The organism is Oceaniglobus sp. K40-3 (assembly GCF_055808395.1).
Genome location: NZ_CM147868.1, coordinates 755,641 through 774,546 on the forward strand (window position 1 = coordinate 755,641; position 18,906 = coordinate 774,546).

The 18,906-nt window shown below is 60.8% G+C and carries 18 protein-coding genes and 2 pseudogenes; 9 read left to right on the top strand and 11 right to left on the bottom strand.

Annotation, left to right across the window (positions count from 1 at the left end; all coding sequences use genetic code 11):
- Nucleotides 1–6: 6 nt before the first annotated feature.
- Both AC0L7P_RS03970 and AC0L7P_RS03975 read right to left on the bottom strand, forming a co-directional pair.
- A complete protein-coding gene (locus AC0L7P_RS03970) occupies nt 7–843 on the bottom strand; it encodes an FAD binding domain-containing protein (protein WP_473434591.1) in 837 nt (278 codons plus the stop codon).
- A gap of 88 nt (nt 844–931) precedes the next feature.
- The gene (locus AC0L7P_RS03975) at nt 932–1,717 is read right to left on the bottom strand and encodes a copper chaperone PCu(A)C domain-containing protein (protein ID WP_473434592.1); all 786 of its coding nucleotides are present in this window, start codon (nt 1,715–1,717) and stop codon (nt 932–934) included.
- Nucleotides 1,718–1,889: 172 nt separating this feature from the next.
- On the opposite strand from AC0L7P_RS03975, the gene AC0L7P_RS03980 reads away from it, so the two are divergent.
- From AC0L7P_RS03980 to AC0L7P_RS04010, 7 genes and pseudogenes are all read left to right on the top strand, one after another.
- Nucleotides 1,890–3,296, top strand: a complete 1,407-nt coding sequence (locus AC0L7P_RS03980) for a hypothetical protein (protein ID WP_473434593.1) — start codon at nt 1,890–1,892, stop codon at nt 3,294–3,296.
- Between the two features lie 97 nt (nt 3,297–3,393).
- Nucleotides 3,394–4,689, top strand: coding sequence for an ABC transporter substrate-binding protein (locus tag AC0L7P_RS03985; protein ID WP_473435389.1), 1,296 nt, complete (start codon nt 3,394–3,396; stop codon nt 4,687–4,689).
- Nucleotides 4,690–4,892: 203 nt separating this feature from the next.
- A complete protein-coding gene (locus tag AC0L7P_RS03990; RefSeq protein WP_473434594.1) occupies nt 4,893–5,948 on the top strand; it encodes a branched-chain amino acid ABC transporter permease in 1,056 nt (351 codons plus the stop codon).
- A pseudogene (locus tag AC0L7P_RS03995) lies at nt 5,878–6,751 on the top strand (branched-chain amino acid ABC transporter permease). Before AC0L7P_RS03990 ends, AC0L7P_RS03995 begins: the two are co-directional and overlap by 71 nt.
- On the top strand, nt 6,748–7,446 hold the full coding sequence (locus AC0L7P_RS04000) for an ABC transporter ATP-binding protein (RefSeq protein WP_473435390.1): 699 nt from the start codon (nt 6,748–6,750) through the stop codon (nt 7,444–7,446). Before AC0L7P_RS03995 ends, AC0L7P_RS04000 begins: the two are co-directional and overlap by 4 nt.
- Nucleotides 7,439–8,134, top strand: a complete 696-nt coding sequence (locus AC0L7P_RS04005; RefSeq protein WP_473434595.1) for an ABC transporter ATP-binding protein — start codon at nt 7,439–7,441, stop codon at nt 8,132–8,134. The genes AC0L7P_RS04000 and AC0L7P_RS04005 overlap by 8 nt, the downstream gene beginning before the upstream one ends.
- 1 nt (nt 8,135) lies before the next feature.
- Nucleotides 8,136–9,362 carry an amidohydrolase family protein gene (locus AC0L7P_RS04010; RefSeq protein ID WP_473434596.1) on the top strand — a complete coding sequence of 409 codons (1,227 nt, stop codon included), beginning with the start codon at nt 8,136–8,138 and terminating at the stop codon, nt 9,360–9,362.
- Nucleotides 9,363–9,445: 83 nt separating this feature from the next.
- Here the strand turns inward: AC0L7P_RS04010 and AC0L7P_RS04015 are convergent, their stop codons facing one another.
- Complete coding sequence (locus AC0L7P_RS04015; RefSeq protein WP_473434597.1) at nt 9,446–9,733, bottom strand: HU family DNA-binding protein; 288 nt, start codon at nt 9,731–9,733, stop codon at nt 9,446–9,448.
- A gap of 127 nt (nt 9,734–9,860) precedes the next feature.
- Nucleotides 9,861–11,343: pseudogene (locus AC0L7P_RS04020) on the bottom strand (AMP nucleosidase).
- A 181-nt stretch (nt 11,344–11,524) separates the two neighbouring features.
- Here AC0L7P_RS04020 and AC0L7P_RS04025 point away from each other — a divergent pair.
- Nucleotides 11,525–12,277, top strand: coding sequence for a class II aldolase and adducin N-terminal domain-containing protein (locus tag AC0L7P_RS04025; RefSeq protein ID WP_473434598.1), 753 nt, complete (start codon nt 11,525–11,527; stop codon nt 12,275–12,277).
- Nucleotides 12,278–12,293: 16 nt separating this feature from the next.
- On the opposite strand, the gene ureG is transcribed toward AC0L7P_RS04025, so the two are convergent.
- From ureG to AC0L7P_RS04060, 7 genes are read right to left on the bottom strand one after another with little or no spacing between them, the layout of a single operon-like run.
- Nucleotides 12,294–12,920, bottom strand: a complete 627-nt coding sequence (gene ureG, locus AC0L7P_RS04030) for an urease accessory protein UreG (protein WP_473434599.1) — start codon at nt 12,918–12,920, stop codon at nt 12,294–12,296.
- On the bottom strand, nt 12,917–13,612 hold the full coding sequence (locus AC0L7P_RS04035; RefSeq protein WP_473434600.1) for an urease accessory protein UreF: 696 nt from the start codon (nt 13,610–13,612) through the stop codon (nt 12,917–12,919). Before AC0L7P_RS04035 ends, ureG begins: the two co-directional genes overlap by 4 nt.
- Entirely contained in the window at nt 13,566–14,027 is a 462-nt protein-coding gene (locus AC0L7P_RS04040) for an urease accessory protein UreE (RefSeq protein WP_473434601.1), read from the bottom strand. Before AC0L7P_RS04040 ends, AC0L7P_RS04035 begins: the two co-directional genes overlap by 47 nt.
- 8 nt (nt 14,028–14,035) lie before the next feature.
- Nucleotides 14,036–15,745: an urease subunit alpha gene (ureC, locus tag AC0L7P_RS04045; RefSeq protein ID WP_473434602.1), complete on the bottom strand. Its 1,710-nt coding sequence runs from the start codon at nt 15,743–15,745 to the stop codon at nt 14,036–14,038.
- The gene (locus tag AC0L7P_RS04050) at nt 15,745–16,050 is read right to left on the bottom strand and encodes an urease subunit beta (RefSeq protein WP_473434603.1); all 306 of its coding nucleotides are present in this window, start codon (nt 16,048–16,050) and stop codon (nt 15,745–15,747) included. Before AC0L7P_RS04050 ends, ureC begins: the two co-directional genes overlap by 1 nt.
- The gene (locus tag AC0L7P_RS04055) at nt 16,047–16,358 is read right to left on the bottom strand and encodes an urease subunit gamma (RefSeq protein WP_473434604.1); all 312 of its coding nucleotides are present in this window, start codon (nt 16,356–16,358) and stop codon (nt 16,047–16,049) included. Before AC0L7P_RS04055 ends, AC0L7P_RS04050 begins: the two co-directional genes overlap by 4 nt.
- Before the next feature lies 1 nt (nt 16,359).
- On the bottom strand, nt 16,360–17,028 hold the full coding sequence (locus tag AC0L7P_RS04060; RefSeq protein ID WP_473434605.1) for an urease accessory protein UreD: 669 nt from the start codon (nt 17,026–17,028) through the stop codon (nt 16,360–16,362).
- A 570-nt stretch (nt 17,029–17,598) separates the two neighbouring features.
- Here AC0L7P_RS04060 and urtA point away from each other — a divergent pair.
- A complete protein-coding gene (urtA, locus tag AC0L7P_RS04065) occupies nt 17,599–18,873 on the top strand; it encodes an urea ABC transporter substrate-binding protein (RefSeq protein ID WP_473434606.1) in 1,275 nt (424 codons plus the stop codon).
- Nucleotides 18,874–18,906: the final 33 nt, after the last annotated feature.

The window sequence follows — 18,906 nt, forward strand, 5'->3', positions numbered from 1 at the left end:
GGGGGGTTATTCATGATGCATCGCCCGCCGGATGGCCCGATCGCAAAGTTCGCCCACTGCCTCAAGCCGGTAATCGGCGCTGCCGCGCACATCGGCAATCGGGGTCAGGTGGCTCAGGTATTCGGGCCGGGTAATTGGCCCCGGTTCGTCTGTCGGGATACCGATCAGCGCTGCCTCAAGGGCGGGCAGGCGTTGCGCCACGGGCGAGGCGGCACCAACGGCCACCCGCGCCCCGGCGATCCGGCCATCCACCTTCCACAGGTTCACGGCCACCATCACGATGGAAATCACCATATAATGCCGCGTTCCCAGTTTTTCGAACGCCGAGGTCATGGCGGCGGGCTGTGGCGGGATATGCACCGCCGACACCAGCTCATTGTGCGCCAGCGCCGTTTTACGCACCCCTTGCAGGAAATCCGCCAATCCGATCTGTCGCATCCCACCCGGCCCGGCAATTTCCACCCCGGCGTCAAGCGCCAGCAGCGGCGGAACACCATCAGCGGCCGGTGAGGCGTTGCACAGGTTCCCCGCGACGGTGCCGGCATTCTGAATCTGAACCGAGCCAACCACCCGCGCCGCCGCTTTCAACGCATCGAAACAGGGGGGCAGATCGGTGCGCACCACATCGCTCCACCGGGTTGCGGCGCCAATCCGCCAGCCGCCCCCGTCAGATGTGATGCCGCGCAATCCCGCCACGCGGGTGATGTCGATGATGTGGTCGGGTGCAGGTGCGTCGCCCAAGGCGGGAAAGAAATCTGTCCCTCCTGCCACGATACGCGCGTTCCCGTCACGCCCGAGGGCGGTCAAGGCCTCGCTCAGACTGTGCGGCATGGAATAGCCCAACGCGACCTCCTGAATCCGGGTATTTCATTCGTACACTGTCAAACCACTAACCCGCGAGTGTCAACAGGTTTCCCCAAGGGCATCCCGTTCAGGGCACCTGCACAACAGCCTCGACGCGAACCGGTCGGTCGTCCACCACATAGGCGCGGTGATCGTTGGTGTTCAGGGTCACTTCGATGTGGTGGGGGCCGGTTGGCAGCGCGCCTATACGGGCCTCGGGGGTATACATCCGCTGAAGCTTCACCCCGTCGAGATAAAGGTGTGCGTGGCCATAACCGGGGATATGCCCTATGCCTGCGACCGGCTCGGTAAAGGTGAAATCTTGCGAATCGACAGAAACCCGCCATCCGGTGCCGTCAGGGGTGATGCGCAGTGCCACCTGTGGCGCCGGTTCGCCCTTGCCCACCCGGCAGATCCCCCCGAGCGACAGCAGGCCCACTTCGCCCGCGTCGCCCCGGACAATCGGATCAGACAGGATCGCGCGGGTCGTCACCTGCGCCCCGCTGGCGAAATTCAGGGTAATCGGCAGCACCGCACCGTCGCCCGGCATGGCGTGCAACCCCACGATCCGCAGATGCGCGCCATCAACTGCCAGGACCGGCGCGCTTTGGGCTGGCAATGTGATTTCTCCCTTGGGGGCAACCACCTCCACCCGTTCTGCCATCGTGGTTTCCGCGCCTGTCAACCGATCCGGCCCGCCATCATTGTGCAGTGTCATGAACAGACGCAGGGTGTCGGGTTCGTCCTGCAATGGCACCGCAGTGGCCCCTTCGGCGCGGATCGCCACCGGCCCGGGGCGCAGGGCAAGAAACAGCACGCCCCCCGCCACAAGGGCGACGGTTACACATATTGCAAAGGCGCGGCGTAGAGGCATGGGGGGCGGCTCCAATGAATACTGTCGGTGTTTGGCAAGGCATCGTTGCACGCAGATGTGCCAACCTGACGAGAACCGACCGAACAATGCAACCCTTGCCCGTGGGGTCACGTTCCGCGTTGCGGCCTCTCTTCAATTGGCATTTCCGCAAACCTGTGGCTTGGTGCGGTGCATGTTGATCTTGCCCAGACTAATTCCTCTCTGCCTTGCCATCATGCTGCTGCCCACGGGGGTTGCGGCCCATGCGGCGCAGGGCGGGTTTGTTCTGCTGCTGCCTACTAAGGCTTATATCACGGCCGGGTGTCTTGCCGTTGGCCTGAGTGTGCTGGTTGTCGCGGTGCTGCCCGACCGCTGGCTGGCGCGGATGTTCACCCCGATCACCCTTTGCCGCCTGCCGGATATGGCCATGGCGCGGCGCATCACCAGCCTGCTGTCGCTGGCGCTGCTGGGCTGGTTGCTGTGGATCGGGTTCACCGGGCCGCGTGATCCGCTGTCCAACCTGCTGCCCCTGACCATCTGGACCCTGTGGTGGATTGCCCTGTTCACCATGCAGGGGGTTTTGGGTGATGTCTGGGCATGGGTGACCCCCTGGCGCGGGCTGCACGGGCTGTTATGGGGCGATGCAACGCCACCTCTGCGCCTGCCGGTGTGGCTGGGCCATGGTCCGGCGATCATGGCCTTTCTCGCCGTTATCAGCTTTGCCCTTGCCGATCCGGCACCCGATGATCCGGCCCGTCTGGGCGCATTTGTCATGGGGTATGCCCTGTTCACCTTCACTGGCATGGCCCTGTTCGGGGCCGACGATTGGCTGGAGCGGGCCGAATGTTTCACCCTCATGCTGCGCCTCTTTGCCCTGCTGGCGCCGGTTCAATGGCACCCACGTATGGCAATCGGGCTGCCCGGCTGGGCCGCTTTGGATCAGAAAACGCCCCTGTCGCTGGGGATTTTTGTCATCATCCTGCTGGGTTCAGGAAGCTTTGACGGATTGAACGATACCTTCTGGTGGCTGGCACAGATCGGGATCAACCCGCTGGCCTTTCCCGGGCGCTCGGCGGTGGTGTGGCCCACGACGCTGGGCCTGATCGGGGCAAATGCCGCGCTGGTTACGGCCTTCGCCGCCTGTGTTGCCACGGGCCATCTGGCCGTGCAGGCCACAACCCCCGGCCTGCCGCTGCCCCGGCTTGCCCAAAGCATAGCACGGCTGGCCATGTCGGTGCTGCCCATCGCCTTTGCCTATCATGGTGCGCATTTTCTGACGACGTTCCTTGTGAACGGTCAATATGCCATCGCCGCCCTGACCGACCCCTTGGCCAATGGCGCCGATCTGCTGGGGCTGGGACAGTTCTATGTGACGACGGGCTTCTTCAACACCCGCGCCACGGTTCAGGCGATCTGGCTGACACAGGCGGGAATCATTGTTCTCGGCCATGTTCTGGCGGTGCTGATGGCGCACCGGATGGCTGTGTCCTTGTATGGGCGTGGCAGACCCGCCCTGATCAGTCAGATTCCCCTGGCGCTGTTCATGGTGCTCTACACCCTTCTGGGGCTATGGCTCCTTGCGGCGCCACGGGGCGCATGACCTTGGGGAAAGAAATATCTGGACAGTCGGCGCGTAGAAATACAACGTTGCACCAATCATAAGGCGCCACGGGGTGCCATTCGACCTGGAGGAATACATGACCCGAAAGATCATTGCACCTACATCGCTCAATCGGCGTGGCGCGCTCAAGACCCTTGGCCTTGGCGCCGGGGCGTTGGCCGCCAGCACGGCGATGCCCGGCTTTCTTCAGGCGCAATCCAGCGCGCCGATCAGAATCGGGTTTCAGGTGCACCGCACCGGCATCGGCGCCTCTTATGGCCGCTGGTATGATCGCACCTCGCAAGCGGCCGTCAAACGGATCAACGATGCGGGCGGGATCAACGGACGCATGGTGGAACTGGTGCCCGAGGATGACGGCACCGACCCCAAGCGCGGCGCCGAAGTGGTTGAAAAATTCGCCACCCAGTCAAATTGCGACGTGGCGTTCGGCACGTTGTTTTCCCATGTTGTCATCGGCTCCGCCCCCCGGGCGGGTGAGCTGAAACTACCCTATTTCGTGGTGTCCGAGGGGCATCACGTGGCCAGCGGCATCCTCAACCGCTATACCCTGCAACCGGGCATCACCGACGTGAAAAGCCAGGTCCAGGCCATGGCCCCCTTCGTGTCTGACAATCTGGGCAAAAAGGTTTGCATGATCTATCCCGATTTCGCGTTCGGGCACGATCACCGCGATTATTTCTCAAAGGCGTTCGAGGCACAGGGCGGCACAATCAACGCATTGATCGCCATCCCGCCCACCGAAACCAGCTTTACCAAATATTTCCCCCAGATCCCCCGGGATACCGAGGTGATCTATCACGTGATGACCGGCCCTGCCGTTCTCACCTTTGTAAAGGAACTCGGCGAATTCTTCGGCCCCTCGCGCCCGGAATTGTTCGGTTTCATCGACAGCCTGGAAGCGGTGGATATGGCGTCACCCGGGCTGGAGTTCCTCGAAGGATCCTACATGTGGGAAGGCGACCCCCGTTATGCCCAGTCCGACCAGACCGAATATGACAAGGTTTACCGCGAAGCGGTCGGCGTGGATGCCAACGGGGCTTCGGTCTCTGACAGCAAGGACGTCAGCACCTATGCCCATATGTTCGGCTGCTGGGAAACCCTGAACGTCATTAAGGCCGGGATGGAGGCCGCAGATTATCAGGGCCCCAAGGACCGCAGCAAACTGATCGAGGCGGTCGAAGCGATGACCGATATGCCCCTTGGCCAGGACCACCCCCAGGGTGCCAAGCTGTTCAATGGCAAGACCCATCAGGTGTTCGGCCATCAGTATATCAGCAAGGTCGAAGACGGGCGGATGAATGTGGTTCATACCACCAGCATCGAAGACACCCTGTACGATGATGAGGTGGATTACACCACACAGCCGTTCTGACCGCCCCCGGGCGGCGCAGGAAACAAGTGCCGCTCTGCCCGGATTTCCCCCTGGAATGAGTATTTTTATCAGTAAAAAGCGCAAAGTTCGCTTCTCTTTTTACTGATAAAAATACTCAATTCTGCGCTCAAACAGCGGCGCGACGGTAGAGGCTGACAGTGTCTTTGCCACAGGCATTTCCCACGAAAAGGTTCGCGAGAACGATGGATTTCGGCCCACACCTGATGCTTGCCATGCTCGAAGGCGCGGTCAGCGCGGCAATTCTGGCGCTAACGGCCATGGGGCTGTCGGTGGTGTTCGGGGTGATGCGGGTCGTGAACGTGGCGCATGGTGAATTCTACATGCTGGGTGCCGTGATTGCATGGTTCGTCGCCACCACCCTTGGCACCCACCCGGCCCTTGGCTTTGTCGCGGCCCTGCTGATTGCGCCTGTGGTGGTCGGGGCGCTGGCCGCGGCGGCGGACAAGCTGATCTTGCAGGGCATCAATTATGATCCAGAGCGCACGATCGTTGCCACAATCGGCCTGCTTTATATCATCCAGCAAGGCACCTTGATGACGTTCGGCCCCGATGCCCGGCCCGTTGCGCCCCCGTTCAACAGCCGTATTCCACTGCCCTGGTTCGAATGGGCCGAGGGAAAACTGTCGTTTTATTACCCCTGGGGGCTGTCGATCACATCTTACAAGCTGTTCGTCATTGTCGCCGCTGCCGCGATCCTGATTGCCCTGTGGTTGTTCATGACCCGCACCAGGGCGGGGCTGATCATGCGCGCCACCCAACAGGACAGCGCCATGGCCCAGGCTTTCGGCATCCCTGTGAGCCGGGTCTATGCCTTGGTCTTTGGCCTTGGCGCGGCCCTTGCGGCCATGGGGGCTGTTCTGGTCGTGCCAATCCAGCAGGCGCATTATCTGATGGGGGGTGATCCGTTGCTCCTGTCTTTCATTGTCGTCATCATTGGCGGGCTTGGGTCACTGCCCGGCACCGTCATCGCCGCCCTGTTGATCGGGATGAGCGATGGGGTGATCTCGGTGTTCCTTTCACCCACCTTGGCCAAGATCCTTGCAACCCTCGCAGTGGCCATGGTGCTGGTATTTCGGCCTCAGGGGCTGCTTGGAAAAAGGCCCACTGATGGCGCGCGATATTGTCCTGCACCTTGGCGTGATCGCCCTGCTTGCCTTGGCCTATGCGGTGTTGCCCGCCTATCACTCGGGCAATCTGGCGCGGATCATGGTGCTGGCGATCTATGCCATGGGGTATAATCTGGCGTTTGGGTACACTGGGCTGTTGTCGCTGGGCCATGCGTTGTTCTTTGCTGCCGGGATGTATGGGCTGGCGTTAACCATGCAGCATTTCGCCATGCCACCCCTGCCGGCCCTTGCCATAGCCCTGATCGGCGCGGCCGTGGTAACAGGGATCACCGGCGCGCTGGCCCTGCGCACCCGGGGCGTGGCCTTTATGATTGTCACGCTGATGTTTGCCCAGGCCGGTTATCTGACAGTTCTGTATTTTGGCGAATGGACCCGGGGCGATGAGGGTTTTGTCATTCCCCAGGCCATGCGTCAGATTGCGGGCGTTGATCTGACTGGCGCGGCAGGGCGCTATTTCGCCGCGCTGATTCTGTTTGCGATTACTCTCCTGCTGATCGGAGCTTTGGTGCGCGCACCCTTCGGGCGTACCCTGATCGCGATCCGCGAGAATGAGGCGCGGGCGACCATGCTGGGGTATGATGTGCAGCGGTTGAAATGGCTGGCGCTGGTTGCATCTGGCACGATCTCGGGGTTGGCCGGGGCCACCTATGCCCTGCTGTTTGGCTATGCCGGGGCCAGTTTCGCCGCCGTCCCCTATTCGATTTTTCCGCTGCTTTACGTGCTGTTGGGGGGCGGGCACCACCCTTGGCCCGCTGGTTGGGGCGGCGTTCATGTTCTATCTGATTGATCTGTCCAGTGGCGTGACTGACGCCTATATGCTGGTGGCTGGCGTGGCGCTGGTCGCGCTGACCATGTTCCTGCCTCAGGGCATCCTTGGGACATTGCGCAAACGGTGGCTGCCATGGCTTCCATGATGTTGCAAACCCGGGGCCTGAGCAAAACCTATGCAGGGGTTGAGGCCAATACAGACGTGGATTTCGATCTGCCGGCCGGGCAAATCCGCGCCCTGATCGGACCGAACGGGGCGGGGAAATCCACCTTTGTCGGAATGCTCTGTGGCCGGATCGAGGCGACGCGCGGCACGGTGATGTTTGACGGACAGGACATTTCAAACCTGCCGGCCCACAAACGCATCGCCCTTGGCATTGCCTATACGTTCCAGATCACTTCGGTTTTCGCGGGGCTCAGCGTTCATGAAAACGTGGCCCTTGCGGCGCGCCGTGCCGGAGGCGGTAATGGGCAGGTAGCCGATGTTCTGGGGCGCGTCGGTCTGTTGGATCGTGCTGAACAGGTGGCGGGCGATCTTTCCTATGGCCACCAGCGGATTCTGGAAATCGGCATGGGGTTGGCGCAAAATCCGCGCCTGTTCATCCTTGATGAACCGACCCAGGGGTTGGCGGAATCCGAAATCGCGGCGTTCAAGACACTGATCACAGGGTTGGGCGATACCACCATCCTGCTGATCGAACACAACATGTCGGTGGTGATGGAAACGGCAGAGTGTATCACGGTGCTCAATCAGGGCCGGATACTGGCCGAAGGCACCCCCGATGACATCCGTGCCAACACCCATGTGCAAGCCGCCTATCTGGGAACCGAGGATGCTTGAACTGTCCGACATCCACGCCGCCTATGGTCGGGTGAACACGCTGTTTGGTGTGACTCTGACGGCGAAACCGGGTGAAATCACCTGTCTGCTGGGGCGCAACGGGGCGGGGAAAACCACCGTTATGCGTGCCATCATGGGGCTGCTGCCGATTTCCAGCGGCACGATCACGCTGGAGGGCATGGTCCTCCAAACCCTGCCCCCCGATCACATTCCGAAACAGCGGATCGGCTATATCCCTCAGGGGCGCCGCCTGTTTGCCGAACTGACGGTGGCGGAAAATATCGAAGTGGGCCTGATGACCTGCGGCGAAGGGCGCGACACCCGCGATTGGGTGCTGTCGATCTTTCCCCGCCTGCGCGAACGCCTGAAACAGCGCGCCGAAACCCTTTCGGGGGGCGAACAACAGATGCTGGCCACCGCCCGCGCCCTGTGTCTGCGGCCCCGGGTTCTGTTGCTGGACGAACCCACCGAAGGCTTGCAGCCCAGCATGATCGACCAGATCCGCCAGGTGGTGGTGCGGATGAAATCCGAAGGCGTTGCCGTTGTTCTGGTCGAACAGCGAATGGAGGCGATCCTGTCACTGGCCGATCACGCGGTTTTCATCGAGAATGGCCGCACCATCGACATGGCAAGCGGCGACGCCCTGCGCGCCAACCCCGAAACCCTTACCCGCCATCTGGGAGTCTGATATGCCCGAAAAACTCGTCATCAAAAACATCGGCCTGATGCTGTCAGGCAAGATGGAAGAACCGATCTATGACGCCGATACCATCATCGCCGTGGATGGCAAGATCACCGAATGGGGCCGGGAAAAAGACCTGGATATCGAAGGCGCCACCACCACTGTTGATGCCCATGGTATCACTCTTGCGCCCGGTTTGATCGACAGCCACGTCCACCCTGTGGTCGGCGATTACACCCCCCGCCAGCAACAGTTACACTGGATTGACAGCACGCTGCACGGCGGTGTGACAACCTTGATTTCGGCGGGTGAGGTGCATATGCCCGGCCGCCCAAACGACCCGGTCGGCACTGTGGCCATGGCGATTGCCGCGCAACGCTGGTACGAAAACCTGCGTCCTTCGGGGATGAAGGTTCACGCCGGTGCGCCGCTGCTGCAAAAGGGGCTGGAGGAACACCACTTCAAGCAGATGGCCGACGCAGGCGTGCGCCTGATCGGTGAAGTGGGCCTTGGCACCATCAAGGATGGCAAAACCGCCAATGAGATGGTCGGTTGGGCGCGCAAATACGGGATGCAAAGCACGATTCACACCGGCGGCCCGTCAATCCCCGGGTCGGGGTTGATCGACGCCGATATGGTGCTGGAAACCGGCACCGATGTGGTGGGCCATATCAACGGCGGTCATTCCGCCCTGCCCGACGATCAGATCATCTGTCTGTGCGAGTCGTGCAAGGCAGCGCTGGAAATCGTGCACAACGGCAACGAACGCGCTGCGCTGCTGACTTTGAACACTGCGCGCGAGTTGGAAAAGCTCGATCAGGTGATCCTTGGCACCGATGGGCCGGCCGGTTCGGGGGTGCAACCTCTGGGCATCCTCAGGATGATCGCAATGCTCTCATCCCTCGGGAACGTCCCCGCCGAAATCGCGTTCTGCTTTGGCAACGGCAATACGTCGCGACAGCGCAAGCTGGACACGGGATTGATTGAAGCTGGCATGTGCGCCGATTTCGTTCTGATGGATCAGGCCCAGCACGCGCCGGGAAAAACGATTCTTGAATCCGTGCAACTGGGCAACCTTCCCGGGGTTGGGATGACCGTGATCGACGGGCGTATTACCTCGACCCGGTCACGCAACACGCCCCCGCAGGGCGCCTGCCCGAAACGCTGTGAGCATGGCCTGCGTTGCGCCGTGAGTATTTGCATCAGTAAAAAGCCCGGTTTCGCTTTTTACTGATAAAAATACTCACGGCGTCACGCCAAACGAAAACGGGCCGCCCGAATATGGGGCAGCCCGTTGAGAATCTGTAAGGCGCAGGTTCAGCCGTTGACGCTGTCCTTCAGTGCCTTCGCGATGGTCATCTTTACCACCTTGTCGGCGTCTTTCTTGATCTGCTCGCCGGTGGCGGGGTTGCGCACCATCCGCTCGGGGCGTTCGCGGCAATAAATCTTGCCAACGCCGGGCAGTGTTACGGCACCACCGCCCGACACTTCGCGGGTGATGATGTTGATGATGCTGTCCAGCGCGGTGCCCGCAGCCTTTTTATCGCTTCCCATGTCATCGGCCAGGGCGGCGACAAGTTGGGTCTTGGTCATTGGTTTTGCCATGTATGGTCTCCTCAATCTGCCCTACCTAGGGGTCATTGGCGCAATTTAGACCTATCCAGAGGGGCGACACAACGACTAGTGGTGCCTTTTCCCAATAAAACATGCGCTTTGCGTCGGTTTTTGCGCATTACAGGAAGGCGGTTTCTTCAAACGACCGCAACTTGCGGGAATGGATGCGGTCCAGCGGCATTCCGTTCAGGGATTCCATGGCCCTTATCCCGATCAGAAGGTGGCGTGCGACCTGGGTGCGATAGAAATCCGATGCCATACCGGGCAGTTTCAATTCGCCATGGAGCGGTTTGTCGGACACGCACAGCAGGGTGCCATAGGGCACACGGAACCGAAAACCGTTGGCCGCGATCGTGGCGCTTTCCATATCCAGTGCCACGGCGCGCGACTGGCTCAGGCGTTGCACGGGGCCCGACTGATCGCGCAATTCCCAGTTGCGGTTGTCCAGGCTGGCGACAGTGCCGGTGCGCATGATACGTTTGAGATCGAACCCTTCGAGCGCGGTGACCCTGGCCACGGCATCTTCCAGCGCGATCTGGATTTCGGCAAGGGCCGGAACCGGCACCCAGACCGGCAGATCGTCATCCAGCACCTTGTCTTCGCGCAGATAGGCATGGGCCAGCACAAAATCGCCCAGCCGCTGGGAATTGCGCAGCCCGGCGCAATGGCCCACCATGATCCAGGCATGGGGGCGCAGCACCGCGATGTGGTCGGTCGCGGTTTTGGCGTTACTTGGCCCCACCCCGATATTGACCAGCGTAATGCCCCCCATTGGCCCGCTTGAGGTGATACGAGGGCATCTGCGGCAGCTTGGCCGGGATCGGCATTGGCGCGTCGGGTTCGGTGATCTCAAGATTGCCGGGGCCGACAAAGCTGACATATCCACTGTCGGGATCGGCCAGCACGGCGCGGGCGTAGGTTTCGAACTCTTCGATATAGAACTGATAGTTGGTGAACAGGACGTGGTTCTGGAAATGGCTTGGGTTGGTGGCGGTATAATGGGACAGCCGCGCCAACGAGTAATCAATCCGCTGGGCGGTAAACGGGGCAAGGGGCGCGGCCCCATCGGGATAGGTAAACCCGAATCCGTTGACGATATCATCGTTTGTCGTTGCCAGATCGGGGACATCGAACACATCGCGCAGGGTGAATTCCATCGTTCCGTCGTGGGGCATGGACACTGTTCCATCGCCCGCCATGGCGAAATGCACCGGAATTGGCGTGGTCGACGGGCCGATCTGCACGCCTACCCCGTGGTTTTCGACCAACAGGGCGATTTGTTGTTGCAGATAGCTGGCAAACAGATCCGGCCGGGTGATGGTGGTGGAATAGGTGCCGGGTGTCGCCACATGGCCAAAACTCAACCGGCTGTCCACTGCGGCAAAGCTTGTGGTGGTAAAGCGGATTTCGGGATAGAAGGCGCGATACCGCGATGTTGGCGCGTCGCCGGAAATCGCAGCCAGAAAATGCTGGCCCAGAAATTGACAGGATTGATCGTATAATTCTTGCAACCGCGCGACGGCGGCCTTGGGATCGGTGAATGTTTCGTGGGGCTGCACGGTGGGCGTGACGATGGGCAGATTTTGTGTGGGGGCGTACATGGCGCATCCTTTCTCATTGGGGTTCCCCTTATGCGGGAATAGCATTGCCTATCCCAAATAGCCCCACCCGGGCAAGCGGTGCGATGGGTGCTTGTCCCATCCGGGCATGACACCGCCATGACAGCCCCGTGACAGCGGGGGGCACTTGTGCTGTGTTTGGCCCGAAACAAGGAGCACCGACATGACCACCACCCTGCGCCCGAACATGAATCACTGGCCCGAACGGGTAGATATGGCCGCCGCTTTTCGCTGGACCGCCCGCCTGAACATGCACGAGGCGGTGGCCAATCATTTTTCCCTGGCGATCAATGATAGCGGAACCCAATTCCTGATGAACCCGAACCAGATGCATTTTTCCCGCATTCGTGCCTCTGATCTGATTCTGGTTGATGCCAATGATCCCGATGCCCTGAACGGCCCGGACGCCCCCGATCCAACGGCCTGGGGGTTGCATGGCGGGCTGCATCGTCACTGTCCCCATGCGCGCTGTGCCATGCATGTTCATTCAATTCACGCCACGGTTCTGGCCGCTTTGGCCGACAGCACCCTGCCGCCCATCGACCAGAATTGTGCGACCTTCTTCAACCGGGTGGTGATTGACAATAACTATGGCGGGCTGGCGTTCGAGGACGAGGGCATCCGTTGCGCCCACCTGTTTGACGATCCCAGGAAAAAGGTGATGGTCATGGGCAACCACGGTGTCATGGTTATTGGCGCGACGGTGGCGGAAACCTTTAACCGGCTTTATTATTTCGAACGTGCCGCCGAAACCTATATCCGTGCCCTGCAAACCGGCCGCGCCCTGCGCATCCTGCCCGATGACATCGCCGAGAAAACCGCGCGTGAACTGGAGCAATACCCAGAACAGGACATTCGGCACCTCGCAGAATTAAAGGCGATTCTTGACGAAGAAGGCGCGCCATATGCGACCTGAGCCCGACAGCGCCGGCTCAGGCCACCGAACCGGCAAGTCCGCCAATTTTCACGATGTGCTGAATGATCGCCTGAACCCCTTGTTCAGATCGCAGGCATGCAAATACGAAAGGGCGCACCCCACGCATTTTCCGGCTGTCGCGCTGCATGATGTCCAATGAGGCGCCCACATGGGGCGCCAGATCGGTCTTGTTGATGATCAACAGGTCCGATTTCGTGATTGCCGGCCCGCCTTTGCGCGGGATTTCCTCGCCGGCGGCAACGTCGATGACGTAGAGCGTGAGATCGGCCAATTCGGGGCTGAATGTGGCGGACAGGTTGTCGCCACCGGATTCGATGAAAACGATGTCCAGATCGGGGTGCCGCCTTGTCATTTCGGCCACGGCGGCGAGATTGATCGAGGCATCCTCGCGGATTGCCGTATGCGGGCAGCCGCCGGTTTCAACGCCGATGATCCGGTCCCCCGGCAAGGCCTGCATCCGCAGCAGGGCTTCGGCATCTTCGCGGGTGTAGATGTCATTGGTGATGGCGCCGACGGAAAAATGGTCGCGCATCTGTCGGCACAGTGCGGCGGTCAGCGTTGTCTTGCCAGCCCCCACAGGGCCACCGATTCCGACGCGCAAGGGGCCGTTTGGCGAAGTCATGAGCGGAACATCCTTGAATATTGGGTTTCATGGCGCATGGAGGCGATGTCGACCGCAAAGGTCGCCGATCCGAGATCGTTCATGTTCTGGCGCATCGCCGATCGGACGGTCCGGTTGATCAGTGGTGCCAGGGCGGCAAGGCATCTGTGGCCGTCTGTCTGGCCAAGCGGGACAAGACGGATCGCCGCCGAGGTCAGGTTGCCCGCGAATGCCTGAAGATACAGCCGCGCCGTTGGGGCCTGCGGGATGCGGCGCAATTTCGCAGCGGCACCAACGGCAACCGGATAGGTCAACTCCGGCAATGCCAACCCCCAGATATCCGAGGCAATCCGAGCAAATGCCGCGCCTTGTTCGCTGATTTCCAGCAGGCGTTCCGATGTGGGGGACAGGGCGCGCGCCAGGGCGTCGATCTTTGTCAGGTGGCACGTCGATTGCGCGTGATAGGCCTGCCCCATCAGGATCAGATCATTGCGCCCGGCGCCATGCCGGATCACATCTGTCAGCCAGTGTCGAAAACCGTCAACGTTACACACTTCGCCCGATTGCACCGCCCATTCCAGCCCATGACTATAGCTGAACGCCCCGACCGGAAAGCCGGGCGAAAACCATTGCGCCAGGGTCAGAAGATCGCCCTCTGTCAGATCGTCAATGATCATGGGCAGGGCCATGGGAATGGGTGCGCCCGTGGCCATAGGCGCCGCCTTCGGGGGTAAAGGGTTTGACCACTTCGCGGACGTTGGCGCCGATCCTGAGCAGCATATCGCGGATCACATGATCACGCTGAATCAGCAGCCGGGTGGTTTCGATCTGGCACGGCGTATGGCGGTTGCCGATGTGCCAGGCAAGACGGACAAGATCGCCGCCCGTCACCTCCAGAAGTTCCTCGGCGGCGGCGCGGATTTCGATCAGGCGACCATCGGCAAGTTCAAAGGCATCGCCGTGGTTCAGCGATGTGGTGTGCGCTAGATCGACAACAAAGGGCTGTCCGTTGCTGGTTTCCAGCCGCTTGCGCCGCAAAAAGCGGTCGTCATACCCCAGCATACAATGATCAAAGGCGCCGCTCCAGGAACCGGACATTCGGATCGTCTGACAGGTTTGTAAAATCATCACGGACCTCAATACAGGAAATAGCGCTGCGCCATGGGCAGCACTTCGGCGGGCGCGCAGGTCAGCAATTCACCATCGGCGCGAACCTCGTAGGTTTCGGGGTTTACGTCAATTTTCGGGGTGGCGTCGTTCAGCACAAGATCGCGCTTGCCGATATTTCGGGTGTTTTCGACAGGAACGGTCTGTTTGGCCAACCCCAGCCGGCCACCGACCCCCGCCGCCTGTGCGGCGCCAGAAACAAACAGCACGGCGCAATGTTCAACCGACCGGCCAAAGCCACCGAACATGGGCCGCGAATAGACAGGTTGCGGGGTCGGAATGGAGGCATTCGGATCGCCCATCTGGGCACAGACGATGGTGCCGGCCATCAGCACCATTTCCGGCTTCACCCCAAAGAATGCCGGGTGCCACAGCACCAGATCGGCGCGTTTGCCCACCTCGATACTGCCGACATGGGCCGAAACCCCCTGAGCGATGGCCGGGTTGATGGTGTATTTCGCAATATAGCGGCGGACGCGAAAGTTGTCGTTGTTGCCCGTTTCCTCGGCCAGTCGCCCGCGCTGCTTTTTCATCTTGTCAGCGGTCTGCCAGGTGCGGATCAACACTTCGCCAACCCGCCCCATGGCCTGACTGTCCGATGCGATGATTGAAAATGCGCCCATGTCGTGCAGAATATCCTCGGCTGCGATGGTTTCGCGGCGGATGCGGGATTCGGCAAAGGCAACGTCCTCGGGGATGGATTTATCCAGATGGTGGCAGACCATCAGCATATCGAGGTGTTCTTCGATGGTGTTGACGGTAAAGGGGCGCGTCGGGTTGGTCGAACTGGGCAGAACGTGCTGTTCGCCGCAGACCTTGATGATGTCGGGGGCATGGCCGCCCCCTGCGCCTTCGGTGTGAAAGGCGTGAATGGTGCGGCCCTTCATCGCCTTCAGGGTATGTTCGACAAAGCCGCTTTCATTCAGGGTGTCGGTGTGGATCATCACCTGCACATCCATGTCATCGGCGACGGACAGACAGCAATCAATCGCCGCCGGGGTCGTTCCCCAATCCTCGTGCAGTTTCAAGGCACAAGCGCCGCCTTCGACCATTTCCACCAATGCCTCGGGGCGGCTGGCGTTGCCCTTGCCCGACAGGCCAAAGTTCATCGGGAAAGCGTCCAGCGATTGCAGCATTCGCCCGATATGCCAGGGACCGGGGGTGCATGTGGTGGCCAGGGTGCCATGGGCGGGGCCGGTGCCGCCGCCGAACATTGTCGTAACGCCGGAGTGCAAGGCGTCCTCGATCTGCTGCGGACAGATAAAGTGGATGTGGGAATCAAAGCCGCCAGCCGTCAGGATGCGCCCTTCGCCTGCGATAATTTCGGTGCCGGGGCCGATGATGATGTCGACATTGGGCTGAGTGTCGGGGTTGCCCGCTTTGCCGATCCTGTGGATGCGGCCGTCTTTCAGCGCAACATCTGCCTTGTAGATCCCGGAATGATCGACGATCAGCGCATTGGTAACAACCGTGTCCACCGCCCCGGCGGCCCGGGTGATCTGACTTTGGCCCATGCCATCGCGGATCACCTTGCCGCCGCCGAATTTCACCTCTTCGCCGTAGGTGGTCAGATCGCGCTCCACTTCGATGATCAGGTCGGTGTCGGCCAGCCGCAGGCGGTCGCCGGTGGTGGGGCCGTACATTCCGGCATAATCGGCGCGTGAGAGTTTTCCGGGCATCAGAGATCTCCCATGATGTGCTGGTTGAAACCAAAGATACGGCGGTCGCCCGCAAACGGGATCAACCGTACCTCGCGCCGCTGGCCCGGCTCGAACCGCACAGCCGTGCCCGCAGGAATGTCGAGCCGTTTCCCAAGCCCCGCGTGCCGGTCAAAATCCAGGGCCGGGTTGGTTTCGGCAAAATGATAGTGAGAGCCGACCTGAACAGGCCGGTCGCCGGTGTTGGACACCATCAGCGACGTCGGCGCGCGCTGATCGTTGAGGGTGATCATGCCATCGGCGGGAAACAGTTCTCCGGGGATCATGGGGCTTGCCTTATGGGCTGGTGAACGGTGACAAGTTTTGTGCCGTCCGGGAACGTGGCCTCGACCTGCACTTCGGGAATCATCTCGGGGATGCCGTCCATGCATTGATCGCGGGTGATGATTTGCGCGCCTTCGGTCATCATCCGGGAAACGGACCGTCCGTCGCGCGCGCCTTCGACCACGGCGTCGGTGATCAGGGCGATTGCTTCGGGATAGTTCAGCTTGACGCCACGGGCCAGACGCTTGCGCGCGACTTCGGCGGCCATTGCGATCAGCAGTTTGTCTTTTTCGCGAGGGGTCAGTTGCATGTCAAAGGGTCCATGTTCTGGGCAAAGGGGCGCCGCGCAGGATGTCCAGTATCGGGATCAGGGACTTGCGCAGCAGATAGCTGTCATCGGCAAGCAGCCGCGCAAACAGCAGGCCGGGGCGGATCAGCCCGGCACCGCAATTTTCAGGCAGGATGGCCCGCAGGCGCGACAGGTACAGATCCGCGTCGGGCGCCGCATAGATCACGCTGGCGCTTGCCCCGGCGTTGCGCGCGGTGAACGGCGACGCGAGCTGCGTTGCCACATCGCCGTGCAGGCGGATGGCATCGGCAAAGATCAGCGCGCCGTCCCGGTACAGGCGGATGTTGTCGGTAAAGGCGATGTCGCGCAGGTGTTCGCCCATGGTGATACGGCCAAAGACCAGCGGCTCGACCGCCAGAAAGGTGGCGTCATTTGCCATGGTCACCGACAGGTTACGTCGAAAGGCGCAGCAATCAAAAAGAATGGTTTCCTGCGGCAGCCAGTCGATTCTGCCGCCCGATGCCACGGTCAGATCGCTAGACAAAGTCGCGATCTCGCCGGTTTTCGCGCGATAGATCCGTTCGGCAGCCTGGGATGTCAGGGTCAGGCGGCTGTTCGCCCCGGCTTGCGCGGAAATGGTAAACCGGTCGCCGCCCGTGATGCCCCCGGCGGTGTTGATACAAACCCCCATCAGGTCTGTTCGGGTTGCGGGGCGTGGGAACAACACCTTGGACGAACCGGATTGGTGCAACTCCCCCAGACAGGCGCCGCCCGGCCCTGCCACCGAGGTCAGGTGCAGGGTGCCGCGTGCCCGGGGCTGAGCCTGCTCTGGCTGCGGGGGCGATATTGTCGGGGTAACGTTGATGCTGTGATCCTTCGGACGTCGTTGCGACGTGGTGAAGATGAGTCAATCAGGCGGCGGACGCACGGTTTATCCGGTGGTTTTCCGGTCCAAGCCGCCGTGTTTGTTCAAAACTCGGGCAGGTTGCAGGATTTCGCCCAAATATTTGGCAAAATGCCGTGACGGCCCCCAAGAATTTTGCAGATGCGTTGTGTTCTTGCCGCGTCGCCGCATTGCTGTGGGTGCCTGACACGCTGTTTGCACCACGACAGACGGAAAGGGTGTGTGACGACCCGATGACTTGGACATCTGACGGGCCGCCACACGGATGCAACACTGATGTTGCAGGGGGAACGTATGGCATCGCGTCTTGCACGGCAAGACAGGCCCATATGTTCTGACCTGCATGGAAGGAACTCCATGAACTTATTTGCAAAAACCGCTGTTGTCGCCCTGAGCGCCGGCGCACTGGCGCTGCCCGCCGCTGCCGATACCATCAAGGTTGGCATTCTGCATTCCCTGTCAGGCACGATGGCGATTTCGGAAACCACGCTGAAAGACACGATGCTCATGCTCATCGACGAACAGAACGCCAAGGGCGGTCTGCTGGGCCAGCAGATCGAGGCGGTCGTGGTCGATCCGGCGTCTGACTGGCCGTTGTTTGCGGAAAAAACCCGTGAACTGCTGAGCGTCGAAAACGTGGATGTGATCTTTGGCGCCTGGACCTCGGTCAGCCGCAAATCCGCCTTGCCGGTTCTGGAGGAATTGAACGGTCTGATGTTCTATCCGGTGCAGTACGAGGGCGAGGAAAGCTCCAAAAACGTGTTTTACACCGGCGCCGCCCCGAACCAACAGGCGATCCCGGCGACGGATTATTTCCTGGATGAACTGGGCGTCGAGAAATTCGCCCTGCTGGGCACGGATTATGTTTATCCGCGGACCACCAATAATATTCTTGCCAGCTACCTTTCCAGCAAGGGAATTCCCGACAGCGATATTTTCGTGAACTACACCCCCTTTGGCCATTCCGACTGGTCCAAGATCGTGGCCGACGTGGTGGCACTGGGCGCTGACGGCAAGAAGGTCGGCGTGATCTCGACCATCAACGGCGACGCCAACATCGGATTTTACAAGGAACTGGCGGCGGCTGGCGTTTCGGCGGATGACATTCCGGTGGTGGCGTTTTCGGTCGGTGAAGAAGAACTCAGCGGTCTTGATACCTCGAACCTTGTTGGGCATCTGGCGGCATGGAATTATTTCCAGTCCGCCGAAAGCGATCTGAACAAGGAATTCATTGCCAAATGGAAGGCCCGCATGGGCGAAGATCGCGTCACCAACGACCCGATGGAGGCGCATGTCATCGGCTTTGATATGTGGGTGAAGGCGGTTGAAGCGGCGGGCACCACTGACGTCGATGCGGTGCGTGAGGCGATGTATGGCATCAAGGTGCCAAACCTGACCGGCGGCACCGCTGAGATGCTGGTCAACCATCACCTGACCAAGCCGGTTCTGATCGGTGAAATCCAGGCCGATGGGCAGTTCGACATTATCAGCCAGACGGCCGAGGTGGCGGGCGATGCCTGGACCGACTTCCTGCCGGAATCCGCTGTGCTCAAGTCCGATTGGAAGAATTTGGATTGCGGTATGTACAACACCAAAACCAAATCCTGCGTGCAGACGCTGTCGAACTACTGATCCCAGGGCAACCGGTGAAAGGGGCTGTGCCCC

Bases quoted from the DNA above. Each gene is read 5' to 3' on its own strand.
- AC0L7P_RS03975 (WP_473434592.1), bottom strand. From the start codon at position 1,717: ATGCCTCTACGCCGCGCCTTTGCAATATGTGTAACCGTCGCCCTTGTG.
- AC0L7P_RS03980 (WP_473434593.1), top strand. From the start codon at position 1,890: ATGTTGATCTTGCCCAGACTAATTCCTCTCTGCCTTGCCATCATGCTG.
- AC0L7P_RS03985 (WP_473435389.1), top strand. From the start codon at position 3,394: ATGACCCGAAAGATCATTGCACCTACATCGCTCAATCGGCGTGGCGCG.
- AC0L7P_RS03990 (WP_473434594.1), top strand. From the start codon at position 4,893: ATGGATTTCGGCCCACACCTGATGCTTGCCATGCTCGAAGGCGCGGTC.
- AC0L7P_RS04000 (WP_473435390.1), top strand. From the start codon at position 6,748: ATGATGTTGCAAACCCGGGGCCTGAGCAAAACCTATGCAGGGGTTGAG.
- AC0L7P_RS04005 (WP_473434595.1), top strand. From the start codon at position 7,439: ATGCTTGAACTGTCCGACATCCACGCCGCCTATGGTCGGGTGAACACG.
- AC0L7P_RS04010 (WP_473434596.1), top strand. From the start codon at position 8,136: ATGCCCGAAAAACTCGTCATCAAAAACATCGGCCTGATGCTGTCAGGC.
- AC0L7P_RS04015 (WP_473434597.1), bottom strand. From the start codon at position 9,733: ATGGCAAAACCAATGACCAAGACCCAACTTGTCGCCGCCCTGGCCGAT.
- AC0L7P_RS04025 (WP_473434598.1), top strand. From the start codon at position 11,525: ATGACCACCACCCTGCGCCCGAACATGAATCACTGGCCCGAACGGGTA.
- ureG (WP_473434599.1), bottom strand. From the start codon at position 12,920: ATGACTTCGCCAAACGGCCCCTTGCGCGTCGGAATCGGTGGCCCTGTG.
- AC0L7P_RS04035 (WP_473434600.1), bottom strand. From the start codon at position 13,612: ATGGCCACGGGCGCACCCATTCCCATGGCCCTGCCCATGATCATTGAC.
- AC0L7P_RS04040 (WP_473434601.1), bottom strand. From the start codon at position 14,027: ATGATTTTACAAACCTGTCAGACGATCCGAATGTCCGGTTCCTGGAGC.
- ureC (WP_473434602.1), bottom strand. From the start codon at position 15,745: ATGCCCGGAAAACTCTCACGCGCCGATTATGCCGGAATGTACGGCCCC.
- AC0L7P_RS04050 (WP_473434603.1), bottom strand. From the start codon at position 16,050: ATGATCCCCGGAGAACTGTTTCCCGCCGATGGCATGATCACCCTCAAC.
- AC0L7P_RS04055 (WP_473434604.1), bottom strand. From the start codon at position 16,358: ATGCAACTGACCCCTCGCGAAAAAGACAAACTGCTGATCGCAATGGCC.
- AC0L7P_RS04060 (WP_473434605.1), bottom strand. From the start codon at position 17,028: ATGGGGGTTTGTATCAACACCGCCGGGGGCATCACGGGCGGCGACCGG.
- urtA (WP_473434606.1), top strand. From the start codon at position 17,599: ATGAACTTATTTGCAAAAACCGCTGTTGTCGCCCTGAGCGCCGGCGCA.